Source organism: Rhodococcus mengyinensis (genome assembly GCF_048381435.1).
Lineage (GTDB): Bacteria > Actinomycetota > Actinomycetes > Mycobacteriales > Mycobacteriaceae > Rhodococcus_F > Rhodococcus_F opacus_D.
In genome coordinates this window covers 1-16,753 of record NZ_JBLWIT010000017.1, presented here as the reverse complement: position 1 = coordinate 16,753, position 16,753 = coordinate 1, and the positions used below count along the sequence as shown (strand labels likewise).

Below are 16,753 nucleotides of genomic sequence, written 5' to 3'. Positions count from 1 at the left end.
TGATCATTTTGCCGCTGTGGGATCCGCAGGAAGCGGCCAGGGAGATCTACCGCTGCGCGGCGAAGGGTGCGAAGGCGATCACGTTCCCCGAGAACACCGTCGGGCTCGGGTTGCCGTCGTTCTACACCGATTTCTGGGATCCGGTCTTCCGCGCCGCGGAGGAGACGAAGATGCCGCTGTGCATGCATTTCGGCTCCTCGGGTAAGGCGCCGATCACTTCTCCGGAGGCGCCGATGGCGGTGATGATCGCGTTGTTCGGTACCAACTCGATGGACGCGACCGCGGATCTGTTGTTCTCGCCGGTGTTCTACAAGTTCCCGAATCTGAAGGTTGCGCTGTCCGAGGGTGGTATCGGGTGGATGCCGTACCTGCTCGAGCGGATCGACCTGACGTGGGAGAAGCACCGCTGGTATCAGAACGTGAACAAGGAGGTGCGTCCGTCGGATCTGTTCCGCGAGCATATGTACGGTTGCTTCATCGACGACTTCGAGGGTGTCGCCCGTCGCCACCAGATCGGTATCGACAACATCATGTGGGAGTGCGACTACCCGCACTCGGATTCGAACTGGCCCAACAGCCGGCAGTACACCACCAAACTGCTCCAGGATGTTCCCGACGACGAAGCGCACAAGATCGTCGAGCTGAACGCGCGGATGTTGTACAACTTTCCCAGGGCTGCGACAGCCTGACACCTCGATGTCACCGAGCTCCCCCGCTTCATCGCGGGGGAGCTCAGCTGTTCGCCGCCATCGGCGTCCGCTCCTGGTGTTGTCCGGAAAAAGTCTGCAGTGCAATCATTCTGAAAGCGGAGACCCCGGGGGCGAGTGTTCCCGGCCGGTACACAAGGCCGATCTTCGTGACGCTGACGGGAATGATGGTCTTCATCCGCGCGCCGTTCGGAAGCCGGGACACCCCCTGGGTGCCGAGACAGGCACCGACACCGGCGCGCACCATCTCCAGGGTCGACTCGTAGTCCTCGTTTTCCACCGCGACCGTCATTCGGGCATCGTGCGCAGCGAACACGCGATCGAGCGCGAGACGCGCCTGATTGCCCACCGGCGGCACTATCAGCGGAAGTTCGGCGGCCTGGGGCCAGGTGATGTCGGAGGCGTCCGGGTGGGGATCGTGGCGGCGCGGGACGATGACAGCGAGCGACTCCACGTCGAGTACGTCGGCAGAGAGCTCCGGGGGCGTGCGGTCCACTCGCGCGAAGGCGATGTCGCAGTCACCCGATGCGATGAGTGCGTGAACCTCCGATTCCGTTCTCGACGCACCTACCGTGACCTTCATCTGCGGGAACTGGCGGCGGAACTCCGACACCGTGTCTGCGATCGAGGCAGTGAAGGAGCGGGTGCTCACCACTCGCACCGTTCCCTCTGTCATGCCGCGCAATGACGACACGGTGGCGTCGATGTCGTCCAGCGCCGAGAGGACCCGCCGCGCGGGCTCCAGGATCGAGCGACCGGCGGGTGTGAATGTCACACCACGGGAGGATCGGTGGAAGAGCTGCATCCGGAGTTCGGATTCGAGCTTTGCGACGGCATGCGAGAGCGACGGCTGGGTGAGATGCACGGCTGCGGCCGCCTTGGTGAACGAACCGTGTTCCGCTACCGCGACGAGACATCGGAGTTGCTGAATTTCCATCAGCAGTCCTCGGTGTGGGGTGAGGGGGCCATTTCTATCACCGTCTTGCCGAGGGACCGCCCCGCAGCGACGGTGTTCAGTGCTGCGCTCGCCTCGTCGAGGGGATACCGGGCGCCGATGACGGGCCGGATCCGGCCCGACGCCCACAAGTCCGTGAACTCCGCGCGGTCTCGTTCTGCACGACCGGGGGCGCGGGAGGCGAACGTGCGGATCTCGAGGCCGCGAATGTCGACGCCCTTGAGGAGCACCAGGTTCAGCGGGATCTGGGGGATGTGTCCGCTGGCGTACCCCAGGGTGACGAACCTCCCGCCCCATCGCATCTCCCGCAGTGCCTGTTCGGACAGCGTCCCGCCCACCGGGTCGATGACGATGTCGACCGAGCCCGAGCCGATCGCCTCTCGGACTCCGGTCCTCAGATCGGTTGCGGAGTAGTCGACCGTGAATTCCGCGCCCCGGCTGCGAGCGGCTTCGAGTTTGTCTGCCGACGATGCGGCAGCGACGACCCGGCCCCCGAGGATGGTGGCGAGTTCCACGGCGGCGAGCCCGACCCCACCGCCGGCTCCCAGAATGAGAACCTTTTCGCCAGAGGCGATCTCGGCTGTCGACCGCAGCGCGTGATACGCGGTCAGGTGGCACACCCAGGTAGCGGCGGCCTCGTCGAAACCGACGGTGTCCGGGATCGGCACAGCAGCGGTGGCCGGTGCGACCACGTACTCGGCGAAGGCTCCCGCGGCGAGGACCGCCACCCGGTCGCCGGGAACCGGAGCGGTGACGCCCGGCCCCACGGCGTGCACCACGCCGGCCGCCTCGTGCCCGGGGACGAAGGGGAGTGGAACCTGAACCTGGTACTTACCCGCGATCATCAGGGTGTCGGGAAAATTCACGGCCGCCGAGCGCACCGCTACGAGGATTTCTCCCAGTCCTGGTGCCGGAACTGCGACGGAATCGATGACTATCGCGTCGGGATCTCCCATCCTGTGGATGCGGGCTGCTGACATCACGGTGGGAGTTTCGGTGGGAGCCATAAGTGTCCTCTCGCGGATTCGTGCGCCCCCAGCAGGGAGTATGCCGGAGTTTCCTACAGAGTAATTGCATTCTGCTAAATGAGTCATTATGTTCCACAGTATGGCAGATCACAGTGACAGCACGTCGGTCGCGGACCGGACCGGCGACAAGCCGGCCCTGGCGCTCGATGTCGACGCGCTCGGCAAATGGATGGACGGCCAAGGGATTCCCGGAGCCGGCGAACCGGTGAAGGCACGGAGTCTGGCCGGCGGATCGCAGAACGAGCTCTTCGAGATCCTTCGTGGGGGCGAGAAAATGGCGCTTCGACGTCCACCCGGCTATGGAGTCGAAGGCAGAGCCAAAGTCCTCATGCGTGAGGCGCAGCTTCTCAGGGCCCTCGCGGACACCGACGTACCGCACGCCAGGCTGCGCGGCGCGACCGATGACGTGTCTGTCATCGGGTCGCCCTTCTACCTGATGGATCTGGTGGACGGCTGGAGCCCCATGGGAGGCGGCTGGGCGGCGCCGTTCGACACCGACCTACAGGCCCGATCGGGCCTCGCGATCCAACTCGTCGACGGCGCCGCGAAGATGGCGCGCGTCGACTGGAAGGCGCAGGGCCTCGACGGCTTCGGGAAGCCGGACGGCTTCCTCGATCGGCAGGTGGATCGCTGGCTGTCGCACCTGGCCGGGTTCAAGTTCCGCGACATTCCCGGGCTGGACGAGACCGCTGCATGGCTCCGCAACCACCAGCCCCGGACCTTCGAGCCCGGAATCATGCACGGTGACTACCAGTTCGCGAACGTCATGTACCGGCACGGTGCGCCGGCCGAGCTCGCGGCGATCATCGACTGGGAAATGGCGACAATCGGCGACCCTTTGCTCGATCTCGGTTGGGTGCTGGTCGGGTGGCCGCCCGAGGGGGATGCGATGCAGCATGTCCGCTATCTGAACTACGACGGGATGCCGTCCCGCGAAGACATGCTCGAGCACTATGCAACGGTCAGTGGACGCGACGTCACCGACGTGGACTACTACGTCATTCTCGCCCGGTTCAAGCTGGCCATCGTGTTGGAGGCGAGTGTCGCCCGGCACGCGAAGGGGGAGGCGGACGACCGCGTCGCCCGCTTCGGTCCGATCGTGCTCGAGCTGATGCAGTTCGCCGCAAACCTGTCGAAGACGACGTCGCTCCGCTAGCGCAACGACGTCGCACCGAAGAATCGAGGAATGGGAATGTCCTGGGATTTCGAAACCGATCCTGAATTTCAGAAGAAGCTCGACTGGACCGCGCGGTTCGTGCGCGACGAGGTCGAACCGCTCGATCTGGTGTGGCCGCACGACAACTACAAGCCACTCGACGACGAGCACCGTCGAGTCGTGGATCCGCTCAAGCAGAAGGTTCGCGACCAGCAGCTGTGGGCATGCCATCTCGAACCCGCTCTCGGCGGGCAGGGGTACGGACAGCTGAAACTCGCCCTGCTCAACGAAATCCTCGGCCGCTCCGCCTGGGCTCCGGTCATCTTCGGGACCCAGGCTCCCGACACCGGGAACGCCGAGATCATCGCCCACTTCGGTACCGAGCAGCAGAAGGCGACCTACCTCCAGCCGTTGCTCGACGGGGAGATCTTCTCCTGCTATTCGATGACCGAACCGCAGGGCGGCGCCGACGTCTCCGGGTTCGAGACGACAGCCATCCGCGACGGTGACGACTGGATCATCAACGGGTGGAAGTTCTTCTCCTCCAACGCCCGCTACGCGACGTTCTGCATCGTCATGGCGTACACCGACAAGGATGCCGGCCCACACAAGGGCATGTCGATGTTCCTCGTTCCCACCGACTCTCCGGGTCTGACGATCGAGCGCAACCTGGCACTGATCCACGAGCCGGTGGACGAGGGCTCGGAAGCCTACATCCACTACGACAACGTCCGTGTTCCCCACACCGCGTTGCTCGGTGACGAGGGAAGAGCTTTCGAGGTGGCGCAGGTCCGTCTCGGCGGTGGTCGCGTTCATCACGCCATGCGCACGGTCGGACTCGCGCAGCGTGCACTGGACATGATGTGCGAGCGGGCACTGAGCCGCACCACCCGCGGGAAAGCGCTGTCCGAACGCGAGACCGTGCAGAATTACATCGCCGAATCGTATGCGCAACTCGAACAGTTCCGGCTGTTCGTTCTGCGCACCGCTTGGCTGATCGACAAGACCAAGGATTACTCGCTGTGCCGCAAGGACATCAGCGCCATCAAGTTCCTCACACCCAAGGTCCTGCACGACATCGTGCAGCGCTCGATTCAGGTACACGGGGCCCTCGGTGTCACCCAGGACACTCCGTTGGCCAAGATGTGGGTCACGGCGCCGGTGATGGGTCTCGTAGACGGTCCGACCGAGGTTCACCTGCGTCAGGTGGCGAGGGCGGTGCTCGCGGACCACCGGTCCACCGACGGGCTCTGGCCGACCGACCACATCCCGTCGAAGCTCGCAGCGGCGAAAGGCAGGCTCGGCATCGCCTGACCACCGGGGTAGCGTGGAGTCGCATGTCCACGCTCCCGTCTCGGGTGTCGGCAGTCGATTGAATTCACCTGCGGGACTGTTGCACCCGATTCTTCGGGTACTTTGACAGATGTGGGCTGGAGCACTAGCTTTCTGATCGGCGTGAAAGTTCCGCCATTCAGTTGATCCCCGGGACCGTTCTCGTCGGATCTCGTCATCTGATCGGAGAAGTTGATGGCTTCGTCTCGTGTGATCAAGATCGGGGCACTCGCAGTCGCCACCCTCGTCGTAGGCGCATGCGGCGGATCCGGTGGTACTGCGGGCCAGACCGATTCACTGACGGTGGCGTGGTTCATTCCACCGTCGTCGATGGATCCGCACATGAACCCGAGCGCCGCCGGCGCGCATCCGTACATCGATCTCCTGTACGACCGGCTGACCGCGATCGAACCGGTCGACGGGATACCGACGGTCGTGCCGAGCGTGGCGGAGTCCTGGGACTACTCTTCCGACGGCCGGACGCTGACGTTCTCTCTCCGACGCGACGTGAAATTCCACGACGGCACGCCACTCGATGCGAAGGCGGTCGTCGCAAGTATGGACCGGGCTCTGCACCGGCCGCAGTCTTCGGCTCAGGACAAGTTCACGATGGTCGAGGGCGTCAGTGCACCAGACGATTACACAGTGCGGTTCAACCTCGATGAGCCGTCGACCGATCTGCCGTTCATTCTGGCGACGACTCTGGGTTCGATCGTCGATCCGAAGGCGGTCGGTGACGACCTCAGTGCGCATCCCGCGGGATCGGGCCCGTACGAGCTGACGGCTCTGACGGTCGGGGACAAGGCAACGTTCACGAGGGTGGACGACTACTGGAACCCGAGCACCTACGTGATTCCCAAGGTCGAGATCCGTGGGATCGTGGATGACAACGCGCGCATGAATGCCCTTCGCAGTGGTCAGATCGATGCCGCGCTCTCGCGTATGAGCCAGTACCGGGATGCGACGGCGATGGCCGATTCGGGCGACTTTACCCTGTCCACCTCGGGCAGGACATCTTGGTACACCATCTATCTCAACTCCGATCGCGGACCGCTGCGCGATCCCCGTGTCCGTCAGGCGCTCAACTATGCGATCGACCGGGACGCGTTGAACGATTCTCTGATGAACGGACAGTGCGCTCCGACGTCGCAGCCGCTCCAGGAGGGAGTCGACGGCCATGTGTCCGAGGACGGATTCGGGTATCGCCACGACCCGGACAAGGCACGTGCCCTGCTGGCCGAGGCCGGTTACGCAGACGGCCTGGAGATCAAGGCGTTGACGACCGGCGCGCACGCTCAACTGTCCGTCGGCATCCAGGCTCAGCTGCAGGCCGTTGGTGTGAAGATGGACTTCGAGAACTCCGATTTCGGTGAAGCGCTTCCGAGATGGGAATCGGGCGAGGTCGATGCCTGGCAGTACAGCATGGCGGGAAACCCCGAACCGGGCTTCACCCTTCGCGACCGCTACCTGGATCGGAGCCAGCAGGGCCGGCTCCCCGACGGGTTCGCGCAGACGATCCGGTCAGCGCTGGCACACGAGCCTGGCGACGCAACCCGAACCGCACTGCTGGAGCAGGCGTCCCGGGTTGCGTCCGAACAAGCGCTGGAAGTGTTCATCTGCGCTCCGGCGACTCAGTACCTGCATACGCCGGGAGTCGTGGGATTCGACGAGATGACCCCGCCGTTCGTCGGTGGCCCGTTCGAACTCCGGCACGTCCATTACGCGGAGTGATGAAACGGTCGGCGGCGGCGGGGCGGTGTCAGAAGTCCGTGCCGCCGTCGATGTTCACCAAGGCGCCGGTCATATAGCCGGCTCGCGGTGACAGGAGGAACGCAACGAGTTCGCCGACCTCGTCGGGCTGTCCGGGCCTTCCCAGCGCCGCCTCGAGGCCCCACTCCTCCACCATCACCCGTTCCAGAGCTTCCTCGTACGGGTAGCCCCGTTCCTCGGCCACGTGGGCACGGATCGCCCGCAACGCGTCCGTCTCGATTGCCCCCGGGCAGATGCAGTTCGCGCGAATGCCCTTGCTGCCATACGCCTTCGCGATACCCTTGGTGAATACGGCGACTGAACCTTTCAGTGATGCGTACGGCAGTCGCAAGAGTTCGGGAGCGCGCACCGAGTATGCCGCCGTCGTCACGATCGTGCCTCGCGTCGAGGTGAGATGGGGGAGCGCGGCCTCGACCGTCCGCGTCGTGCCCAGTACGACGTCGCGGAGTGCCCCGATCCACATCTCGTCGGGTGATTCGATCGGTTCCTTCCCGCGGATGCCGGTGGTCACCGCCACCCCGTCCAGACGGCCGAGCAGTTCGACGGCCTCTGCCACCGCCTGTTCGGCCTGGCCGGCGACGCCGACGTCGAACGACAGTCCGTACGCATGTGCGGCGCCGGCTTCGCGAATCTCGGCGGCTGCGCGTGCGGCGTCGCGTCCCACCACGACGATCGAGGCGCCGTCTCCGGCGAGTGCGCGGGCCGACGCGAGCCCCATCCCTGCAGTTCCACCGACGACGAGATAACCCTTGCCGCGAACGAGAAGATCCATGTGTTCCACGCTTCCTTGACGAACCAACCTTGCTTTGGATGACATTATCGTCAGAATGGGTTGGCCACAGGGGTCGCCGTACTCTCGGGTGGTGGATCGGTTCAGGATCCGCGCGGGGTGTAGGCGAGGTTCTGCATCAAAGTGAGTGTTGGGTGGCCTTGCTGTCCACATGGTTCGAGGTGTGTCGGAATCGGCGAGTCCGGCCTGGTGAATCTCCGAAACAAGTCATTGACATGTGAACGGCGTCACAATAATGTCCGTTGTGTCAGATGACGACGTGGTTTCCGCCGCACCCGCGCGCAACCAGACGCTGTCGAGGCACGCATCTTCACCCGAAACGTCAATCGAGGAGAGTCGTGAACCGAGTTGAAGGCAAGATCGCTTTTGTGACCGGAGCCGCGCGCGGGCAGGGACGAAGTCATGCTCTGAACCTTGCCCAGGAAGGCGCCGACATCATCGCCTTCGATCTGTGTGAGGACATCGAGACGAACGAGTACCCGCTGTCGACCGAGGAGGATCTCGCGCACACGGTCAAGTTGGTGGAAGCCGAAGGGCGGCGCGTCGTGTCGGCGAAGGTGGACGTGCGTGATCGCGTGGGACTGGAGAATGCTCTGGCGTCTGCCGTTGCGGAACTGGGCGGTCTCGACATCGTCGTCGCGAACGCCGGAATCTGTCCGCTCGGCAAAGACATCCCGATGCAGGGTTTCGTCGACTCGTTCGACGTCGACTTCCTCGGCGTCGTGAATTCGATCCACGGTGCCCTGCCACACCTGAGCGACGGCGGCTCGATCATCGCCACCGGTTCGCTCGCGGCCCTCATGCCTGCCGGTCTGACCAGCCCGGGAGGAACCGGGTACGGACTGGCCAAACGGATGATCCCGCAGTACGTACGCACCGTGGCACATCTTCTGGCAGCCAGGGGCATCCGGGCCAACACGATTCATCCTTCCAATTGCAACACCGATATGTTGCAGAGCCCCCCGATGTACAAGATGTTCCGCGACGACCTCGACAATCCCACTCTCGACGACGTCAAGGACGGTTTCGCGAGCATGCACCCCATCCCGACACCGTGGGTGGAACCTGCCGACATCTCGAGCCTCGTGGTCTACCTCGCGTCGGACGAGTCCCGCTTCGTCACGGGCCAGGAGGTGCGGGTGGATGCCGGCGCCGGACTGGCTCTCGGACTCTGATCACCACGCTCGACTTCGCCATCGGCAACCGTGCTGCGACGGCGTCGCGGCCCCACACGAAAGAAGTACGTCAATGGGATCTTCAGTCAACGCCCCGGTGAGCGCGCCGACGTTGTCGCTCGCCGAACCGCGGATGCTGATCGGCGGTGAGTTGGTCGACGCCCTGTCCGGCCGAGTGTTCGAGAACATAGATCCCGCAACGGAAGACGTCCTCGGCGTCACCGCGGACGGATCGACGGAGGACGCCGATCGCGCCGTGAGCGCCGCGCGCCGCGCATTCGACACGACCGACTGGTCGACGAACTCGTCCCTGCGAAGCCGGGTGCTGCGGCAGCTCGCCGACGCGATGGACGAGCGCCGAGCAGATCTCGGTGAGGTCGTCACGGCCGAGGCGGGCGCTCCCACGGCCCTCCACGACCTGATGCAGGTCGGTCCCGGCATCGAATCGCTGCGGTGGATGGCGGATCTCGCCGACACCTACGAATACGAGAAGCAGTTCCCCACCCGCGTAGCGCTGGGCACCTCGACGGCGCCGCTGGTCCGGAAGGAAGCGGCGGGAGTGGTCGCGGCGATCACCGCCTGGAACTATCCGTTCTTCCTGAACATGGTCAAGCTGTCGGCCGCACTTGCAGCCGGCTGCACTGTGGTGCTCAAACCCGCACCCGACACCCCGTGGTCCGCGACGATGATCGGAAAGCTCGTCGCCGAGTACACCGACATGCCCGCCGGAGTGCTCAACGTCGTTACGTCGTCCGACAACGCCGTCGGTGAGGTGCTCACCACGGATCCGCGGGTCGACGTCGTCACGTTCACCGGGTCGACGGCCACGGGGCGCAAGATCCTCGCCGCCGGCGCACCGACGTTGAAGCGCACCCTTCTCGAGCTCGGCGGCAAGTCCGCTGCAATCGTTCTCGAAGATGCAGACATGCAGGCAGCCATCGGTCAGGTCGCCGGTTCGGTCTGCTCGCACGCAGGCCAGGGCTGCGCACTGACCACGCGTCTGCTGCTTCCGCGTTCACGCTACGACGAAGGGCTGCAGGTCGCCCAGGCGGTCATGTCCGCGATGGTGCCCGGGGATCCGAAAGACCCGTCGACATTCATCGGTCCGGTGATCAATGCAGTTCAGCTCGAACGTGTTCTCGGGTACATCGAACTCGGCAGGACCGAGGGGCGGATCGTCTTCGGAGGGGGCCGGGCGGAGAACCACGATCGCGGCTTCTTCGTGAATCCGACGCTCATTGCGGATGTCGCCCCCGACGCGCGGATCGCCCAGGAGGAAATCTTCGGTCCCGTACTCGTCGTCATTCCCTACGAGACCGAGGACGAGGCGATCGATATCGCGAACAACTCGTTGTACGGCCTGTCCGGGTCGGTGTTCGGCGGCGATGTCGCCCGTGCGACAGACGTGGCCAGGAGAGTCCGGACCGGCACGATTTCCGTGAACGGTGCCGCGTTCCTCGCCGACGACGTCCCGTTCGGCGGGTATCGCCACAGCGGCCTGGGACGGGAGCACGGCGTCGAAGGCTTCGAGGAGTTCCTCGAGAGCAAGACCATCGGCATACCGGCGACAGCGTGACAGGGGGCCCATCGATGGCGGAACCGTCGACGGTCCGAGAACCTGTGTGCACACCCGACTGGTGGGCGGACCGCGACCCGTCGCGCCCGGCGGTGGTCGTGCCCGGCGGCGAGACGCTGACCTACGGCGAACTCGCTGCGAAATCGCGCTGGCTGGAACGGGACTGGATCTCGAAGGGAATTTCACCCGGGAATCGCGTGGCCGTCGTCATGGAGAACCGCACCGACTATGTCGTCGTCGCGATCGCGGCGCTGCGTTGCGGCGTCCGGTTGGTCGCGGTGAATGTTCACCTGACACGGGCAGAGGCCGTTCACGTCATCTACGACTCGGACGCCCGGCTGATCGTCGCCAGCGAGCGGTTTGCTGATCTGGTGGCCGAGGCGGCGGGTGCGTCGCCCGCAGTGGAGGCGGTTCAGGTCGTCGGCGACGTCCGGGACGGGTACGAGAGTCTGTACGGCGGTGAGGAATCCGAGCCCGAGGCAACGTCCAGCGCTGACAAGGCGGTGCGCCAGGGCGCCTTCATGTTCTACTCCTCGGGGACCACCGGAAAACCCAAGGGAATTCTGCGGGAGATGCCCGACGTGTCGTTCGAGCAGGGCGATCCGCTGACCGCCAACTTCCCCCTGACGTGGGGGTTCGACCAGGACTCGGTGTGGTTGAACTCGGCTCCGCTCTATCATGCGTACCCGTTGCAGACCTGCACGTCCGTGGTCAGGTGGGGCGGAACGCTGGTTCTGACCGAGAAGTTCGACGCCGAGGAGAGTCTTCGGATCGTCGAGGAATTCGGCGTCACGCACACCAGCATGGTGCCCACCATGTTCGTTCGCTTCCTGCGCTTGCCCGAGGATGTTCGGCGGCGCTACGACGTCTCGTCGATCCGGTTGGCGATTCATGCCGGCGCCGCTTGTCCGGTGCCTGTGAAGCGCGCGATGATGGAGTGGTGGGGGCCGGTGCTCTACGAGTTCTACGGCGGCAGCGAGAACATCGGCATGGTCCTGATCACGCCAGACGAGTGGCTCGCGCATCCCGGTTCCGTGGGTCGGCCGGCACCCGGCACCATATCGGTGCTCGGCGAAGACCACGCGCCCGTGGCCCCGTACGAGCGGGGAACCATCTGGTTCGACCATGCCCCGAATTTCAGCTACCACCATTCACCGGAGAAGACCGAAGGTGTCTTCGACGCGGGCGGGCGCGCGACGCTCGGCGATCTGGGTTACCTGGACGAGGGCGGCTACCTGTACCTCGACGGCAGACGTACGGATCTCATCATTTCCGGGGGAGTGAACATTTACCCCGCCGAAATCGAGTCTCGGCTGGTCGAGCATCCCGCAGTGCTCGATGTCGCGGTGATCGGTGTTCCGGACGAGGAATACGGCCAGCGCGTCGAAGCCTTCGTGCAACTCGACAGCGGCGTTGCGGGCGACGCGGAGTTGGAGCGTGAGCTCCTCGAATTCTGCCGGAAGGAACTTGCGTCCTTCAAGTGCCCGAGATCGGTGACCTTCGAGGAGTCGCTGCCGCGGACTCCGGCCGGAAAGCTACTCAAACGCGTTTTGATGGAACGGGTCTGGACATGACAGCAGTGAACGACGGGGTGGTACTGATCCACGGCGGGCAGCACACGAGAGAGTGCTGGGACCCCACCGTCACCGCGCTGAGAGAGCTCCGGCCGGATGTGACGGTACTGGCCGTGGACCTACCGGGCCGGGGGTCGAAACCTGGCGCCCTGTCCGAGGTCGGTATCGCCGAGTGTGTTCGCTCGGTGGTGGCCGACATCGATGCGGCCGGATTGTCCGAGGTGGTACTTGTCGCGCATTCGATGGGCGGCGTCACGATGCCCGGAGTGGCCGCGGCGTTGGGGAAGGAGCGTGTCCGCCGGATGGTCTTCGTGGCCGCTGCGGCACCACCAGACGGAATGTCGATCCTCGATGACCTGATGGGTGAACTTCAAGAGGACGTTCGGGAGCGCGTCGACGCTCCGGCGGAGTCGCCTCCCTTTCCCCGTGAGACGGTGGAATCGCTGTTCTGCAACGGGATGACCGAAGCGCAGACGGACTTCGTCGTGCAGTGCATGTGCCCGGAGAGCAACCTCCTCGCCACGCAGAAAGTGAATCGCAGCGACATGCCGCCGTCGATTCCGCGGACCTGGGTGCTCACACTGCAGGATCAGGCGGTGCCGCCGGACCAGCAGCGGCAACACGTCGACAATCTCGGGGGAGTCGACGAGATCGTCGAGATCGACACCTGTCACGACGTGATGGTGAGTGAACCGGAGATTCTCGCGAAGATCCTGATCGATCGCCTCGTCTGATTCGAGCGATGCGCAGAAGCGCCGGGGCGTAACGCCTCGGTGCACCTGCGCGTCCGGCGGATCAGGGAATGCCGCCGTCGGACCGTACGATGGTTCCGGACGTGTAGCTGGACGCGTCGCTGGCGAGGAAGAGTGCAGCACCGACGATTTCGGCGGGATTCCCGATCCGCTCGAGATGCAGGCGTGAGGCCATCCTGTTCGTGTGCTCCATGTCCCAGGCGGCGGCGATATCGGTCAGATACTGGCCGGGCATCAATGTGTTCACCCGGACCTCGGGGCCGAGCAGTTCGGCGTAACCCTCGGTCATGGCGTTGAGGCCGTTCTTGGCAGCGGCGTAGGGAATGATCGAGCCCATCGGCCGCAGCGATCCGGTGCTGCTGACGTTGATGACGCTGCCCGAGCCGCGATCCTTCATGCGGGTTCCCACCAGCTGGGTCAGTCGGAAGGGGCCCTTGAGGTTGAGATTGAGGACGCTGTCGTACATCTTCTCGGTGACGTCGGTGACCTTGTCGTACACGGGCGACATTCCGGCATTGTTCACCAGCACGTCCACCTTGCCGAACCTCGCGTACGTGGCCTCGACCAAGCCTTCGATCTCGTCCCATCGTCCCATGTGGCAGCTGTAGGCGAGGGCGTCCCGCCCGGTCGTCGATCTGATTTCGGCGGCGACTTCTTCGCACTTTTCGAGATTGCGGCTCGCGACGACGACGTCCGCCCCTGCCCGTGCGAACGCCACACTCATTTCCCGGCCCATGCCGCGACTACCGCCGGTGACCAGCGCGACCTTGCCCTCGAGGCTGAACAAGTCGAACGGCGACGGAAGGTCTCCCTTCGCGTGAACAGGGGTGTCGTCCATACTGGAAGCCATACGTCTCCTCAAAACAGAATCGGATTACTCGATATGCAGAACGATACATCAGAGTCGCAGTCACGGGCAGGAGTCAGTCGCGCCGCACAGGCGGCTGCGCGACGAACCGCACGTCAGCGCCAGTCGGCCGAGGACGAGATCGAGCGTCTGCTCGAGGTGACGCTGGAGCTGATCGAGAAGTCCGCGCCTGCAATGCCTTCCGTGTCGGCGATCGTCGCGGCCGCGGGAATCTCGAATCAGACGCTGTACCGATCCTTTCCGAGCAAGGACGACCTGATTCTCGCGGTCCTCGAGAAGGGTGTCCATAGGGTGGCCGACTACATCAGCGCACGCATGACCGGTGTCGACGATCCGCACGAGCAAATTCTCGTGTGGACGCGCGGAGTCCTGCGGCAGGTCAGCCGCAGCGACGCTGCGCAGACCAGCCGTTCCGTACTCGAGCACCTCGAGAAGGCCGGCTCGTCGAGTCAGGAGGACGGGGGTCAGGACGAACTGTTGAAGCCGGTGACGAGCCTGCTCGCTGCCCCGTTGCAGGCACTCGGATCAGACCCGGTCCTCGACGGTGCCTGCATCTCCGACCTGGTGCTCGGGGCGATGCGCCGGCATCTCTGGAAATCAACCGCACCCTCTCCCGACGAGATCGAATGGATCGGGCGGTTCGTCCTCGGCGGGCTGAATGCGAACAACCGGGACGGATGGAGAGACGTTCGGCCGGTTGACAAGTGACGCCTGATCGCCGAGGTTGGGACGACACCCGGTGGTGACGTGTGATCTCCCATCCGGTGTCCTCCATTCACCGGTTGAACGTGTCTTCGCACGAGTGCATTGACCGTGCAGCGACGATCGTGGCCGAACTCCAGGAAGGCTCAGATATGTCGACTGGCATCCCTTGTCTCGACGGAACCATCTCCATCGTCACCGGAGGGGCTTCGGGTATCGGCTTTGCGATCGCCGAAGAGTTGATCACCGAGGGCTCGACGGTGGTGGTGGCCGATGTCGAGGCCGCCGCCCTGGCGCGAGCAGGCACCGCTCTCGGCGTCGACACGGTGCTCGCTGACGTGAGTAGTGCCGACGACGTTCAGCGAGTGGCGGACGAGGTGGTTCGTCGGCACGGGCGCATCGATATTGCTGTCAACAACGCCGGAATCGCGCGCGTGGCACCGTTCGACGAGTTGACGCTGGACGACTTCCGTTGGGTGCTGGACGTCAACCTGTGGGGCGTGATCCACGGCATGAAGTCGTTTCTACCGGTGATCGAACAGACCTCGCAGCGCGGATACATCGTCAACACCGCGTCCATCGCCGGTTTGCGCACCGCAGCCGGTCTCGGCGCCTATGCCGTGTCGAAATTCGGCGTCGTCGCGTTGACGGAGACCGTCGGTTTGGAACTCGACGCGAGGGGCTCGCACGTCGGTGTGGGGGTACTGCTTCCCGCAATGGTGCGGTCCAACATCGCGGCAAGTGAGCGTAACCGGCCGGGAGCGGTTCCGCGGGGCTCCACCCGCCCTGGGGCGTCGTCACGGGCACCGGCGGCTGCATTGGATGCGGACGTCGTCGGTCGCCTGGTCGTGGGCGCGATCAAGCGGGGCGAGCGATACATCGTCAGTCATCCTGAGACGCTCGAATCCGTCCGCGCCCCGCACCGTGGAATCGAGGACGCGTATGCCACGATTACATACAACGAAATATGAGTACACACCGTCAGAAAGTGGCGATAACTGCTTGCTTGTTGGGTTCGTGTCCGAAGTGCCGTTGTGGGTTTTAGCTGCGAATCAAGCGCAGATATCGCCGGGTATCTTGACACTTGTGATGGCGATCACTAGCGTACGAAGCGTCAGATAATCGGCATAGACCGCGGGCAGGGACTGACGCGCTACCCGGATCGTGCCTTTGTTCGAGTAGGAGTAGCAGTGCCGCTTCAAGACCATATGCAGTTGATCTCCGTAGACGACCATTTGATCGAGCCGCCGAATCTGTGGACCGATCGCCTGCCCAAGAAGTTCCACGAGCAGGGACCGCGGATCGTCGAGATGGACATGAGCCAGAGCCATGGCGACGAGGGGTTGTCGGCCGCTCTCCTCGATGCCGCCCGGCAGGGAGACGCCGCCCCGAGGGCGAAGAAGCTCGCCCAGGTGTGGTCGTACGAGGGTCGGATTTATCCGAACATCGGCCTGAACGCGGTGGCGGGCAAGAAGCCGCAGGAGTACGGAATGGATCCCACCCGGTATTCCGACATGCTGCCGGGGTGTTACGACCCGAAGGCCCGGGTTGCCGATATGGACATCGACGGCGTCCAGGCTGCGTTGTGCTTCCCGTCCTTCCCACGGTTCTCCGGAACCGTCTTCCTCGAAGCCGAGGACAAGGAACTTGCGCTGCTCTCGGTGAAGGCGTGGAACGACTTTCACCTCGAAGAGTGGTGCGCTGCATACCCGGACCGGTTCATCCCGATGATCATTTTGCCGCTGTGGGATCCGCAGGAAGCGGCCAGGGAGATCTACCGCTGCGCGGCGAAGGGTGCGAAGGCGATCACGTTCCCCGAGAACACCGTCGGGCTCGGGTTGCCGTCGTTCTACACCGATTTCTGGGATCCGGTCTTCCGCGCCGCGGAGGAGACGAAGATGCCGCTGTGCATGCATTTCGGCTCCTCGGGTAAGGCGCCGATCACTTCTCCGGAGGCGCCGATGGCGGTGATGATCGCGTTGTTCGGTACCAACTCGATGGACGCGACCGCGGATCTGTTGTTCTCGCCGGTGTTCTACAAGTTCCCGAATCTGAAGGTTGCGCTGTCCGAGGGTGGTATCGGGTGGATGCCGTACCTGCTCGAGCGGATCGACCTGACGTGGGAGAAGCACCGCTGGTATCAGAACGTGAACAAGGAGGTGCGTCCGTCGGATCTGTTCCGCGAGCATATGTACGGTTGCTTCATCGACGACTTCGAGGGTGTCGCCCGTCGCCACCAGATCGGTATCGACAACATCATGTGGGAGTGCGACTACCCGCACTCGGATTCGAACTGGCCCAACAGCCGGCAGTACACCACCAAACTGCTCCAGGATGTTCCCGACGACGAAGCGCACAAGATCGTCGA

The 16,753-nt window shown here is 64.2% G+C and carries 15 protein-coding genes; 11 read left to right on the top strand and 4 right to left on the bottom strand.

Annotation, left to right across the window (positions count from 1 at the left end; all coding sequences use genetic code 11):
* Nucleotides 1–689: amidohydrolase family protein (locus tag ACNJ7E_RS02020; RefSeq protein ID WP_418338958.1), on the top strand; the 689-nt coding region annotated here is incomplete at its 5' end.
* Nucleotides 690–732: 43 nt separating this feature from the next.
* Here ACNJ7E_RS02020 and ACNJ7E_RS02015 read toward each other — a convergent pair.
* Both ACNJ7E_RS02015 and ACNJ7E_RS02010 read right to left on the bottom strand, forming a co-directional pair.
* Nucleotides 733–1,644, bottom strand: coding sequence for a LysR family transcriptional regulator (locus ACNJ7E_RS02015; RefSeq protein ID WP_418338957.1), 912 nt, complete (start codon nucleotides 1,642–1,644; stop codon nucleotides 733–735).
* The gene (locus ACNJ7E_RS02010) at nucleotides 1,644–2,642 is read right to left on the bottom strand and encodes an NADPH:quinone oxidoreductase family protein (RefSeq protein WP_418338959.1); all 999 of its coding nucleotides are present in this window, start codon (nucleotides 2,640–2,642) and stop codon (nucleotides 1,644–1,646) included. The genes ACNJ7E_RS02015 and ACNJ7E_RS02010 overlap by 1 nt, the downstream gene beginning before the upstream one ends.
* Before the next feature lie 127 nt (nucleotides 2,643–2,769).
* On the opposite strand from ACNJ7E_RS02010, the gene ACNJ7E_RS02005 reads away from it, so the two are divergent.
* The 3 genes from ACNJ7E_RS02005 to ACNJ7E_RS01995 all read left to right on the top strand — a co-directional run bounded on the left by ACNJ7E_RS02005 (nucleotide 2,770) and on the right by ACNJ7E_RS01995 (nucleotide 6,909).
* A complete protein-coding gene (locus tag ACNJ7E_RS02005; protein WP_418338956.1) occupies nucleotides 2,770–3,846 on the top strand; it encodes a phosphotransferase family protein in 1,077 nt (358 codons plus the stop codon).
* A 36-nt stretch (nucleotides 3,847–3,882) separates the two neighbouring features.
* Nucleotides 3,883–5,160: an acyl-CoA dehydrogenase family protein gene (locus ACNJ7E_RS02000; RefSeq protein ID WP_418338955.1), complete on the top strand. Its 1,278-nt coding sequence runs from the start codon at nucleotides 3,883–3,885 to the stop codon at nucleotides 5,158–5,160.
* 213 nt (nucleotides 5,161–5,373) lie between these two features.
* Nucleotides 5,374–6,909, top strand: a complete 1,536-nt coding sequence (locus tag ACNJ7E_RS01995) for an ABC transporter substrate-binding protein (protein WP_378469045.1) — start codon at nucleotides 5,374–5,376, stop codon at nucleotides 6,907–6,909.
* A gap of 28 nt (nucleotides 6,910–6,937) precedes the next feature.
* On the opposite strand, the gene ACNJ7E_RS01990 is transcribed toward ACNJ7E_RS01995, so the two are convergent.
* Nucleotides 6,938–7,720, bottom strand: coding sequence for an SDR family NAD(P)-dependent oxidoreductase (locus ACNJ7E_RS01990; protein ID WP_418338953.1), 783 nt, complete (start codon nucleotides 7,718–7,720; stop codon nucleotides 6,938–6,940).
* 356 nt (nucleotides 7,721–8,076) lie between these two features.
* On the opposite strand from ACNJ7E_RS01990, the gene ACNJ7E_RS01985 reads away from it, so the two are divergent.
* From ACNJ7E_RS01985 to ACNJ7E_RS01970, 4 genes are all read left to right on the top strand, one after another.
* Nucleotides 8,077–8,913, top strand: a complete 837-nt coding sequence (locus tag ACNJ7E_RS01985) for a mycofactocin-coupled SDR family oxidoreductase (protein WP_378469047.1) — start codon at nucleotides 8,077–8,079, stop codon at nucleotides 8,911–8,913.
* Between the two features lie 73 nt (nucleotides 8,914–8,986).
* Complete coding sequence (locus ACNJ7E_RS01980; RefSeq protein ID WP_418338952.1) at nucleotides 8,987–10,489, top strand: aldehyde dehydrogenase family protein; 1,503 nt, start codon at nucleotides 8,987–8,989, stop codon at nucleotides 10,487–10,489.
* A 14-nt stretch (nucleotides 10,490–10,503) separates the two neighbouring features.
* Complete coding sequence (locus ACNJ7E_RS01975) at nucleotides 10,504–12,063, top strand: AMP-binding protein (protein WP_418338951.1); 1,560 nt, start codon at nucleotides 10,504–10,506, stop codon at nucleotides 12,061–12,063.
* Nucleotides 12,060–12,797, top strand: a complete 738-nt coding sequence (locus ACNJ7E_RS01970) for an alpha/beta fold hydrolase (RefSeq protein ID WP_418338950.1) — start codon at nucleotides 12,060–12,062, stop codon at nucleotides 12,795–12,797. The genes ACNJ7E_RS01975 and ACNJ7E_RS01970 overlap by 4 nt, the downstream gene beginning before the upstream one ends.
* 61 nt (nucleotides 12,798–12,858) lie before the next feature.
* On the opposite strand, the gene ACNJ7E_RS01965 is transcribed toward ACNJ7E_RS01970, so the two are convergent.
* Nucleotides 12,859–13,653, bottom strand: a complete 795-nt coding sequence (locus tag ACNJ7E_RS01965; protein WP_016881641.1) for an SDR family NAD(P)-dependent oxidoreductase — start codon at nucleotides 13,651–13,653, stop codon at nucleotides 12,859–12,861.
* A 45-nt stretch (nucleotides 13,654–13,698) separates the two neighbouring features.
* Between ACNJ7E_RS01965 and ACNJ7E_RS01960 the strand changes: the two genes are divergently transcribed.
* The 3 genes from ACNJ7E_RS01960 to ACNJ7E_RS01950 form a co-directional block, all read left to right on the top strand.
* Complete coding sequence (locus ACNJ7E_RS01960; RefSeq protein WP_418338949.1) at nucleotides 13,699–14,391, top strand: TetR/AcrR family transcriptional regulator; 693 nt, start codon at nucleotides 13,699–13,701, stop codon at nucleotides 14,389–14,391.
* A gap of 146 nt (nucleotides 14,392–14,537) precedes the next feature.
* On the top strand, nucleotides 14,538–15,356 hold the full coding sequence (locus ACNJ7E_RS01955; RefSeq protein WP_418338948.1) for an SDR family NAD(P)-dependent oxidoreductase: 819 nt from the start codon (nucleotides 14,538–14,540) through the stop codon (nucleotides 15,354–15,356).
* Nucleotides 15,357–15,575: 219 nt separating this feature from the next.
* Nucleotides 15,576–16,753: amidohydrolase family protein (locus ACNJ7E_RS01950; RefSeq protein WP_418338947.1), on the top strand; the 1,178-nt coding region annotated here is incomplete at its 3' end.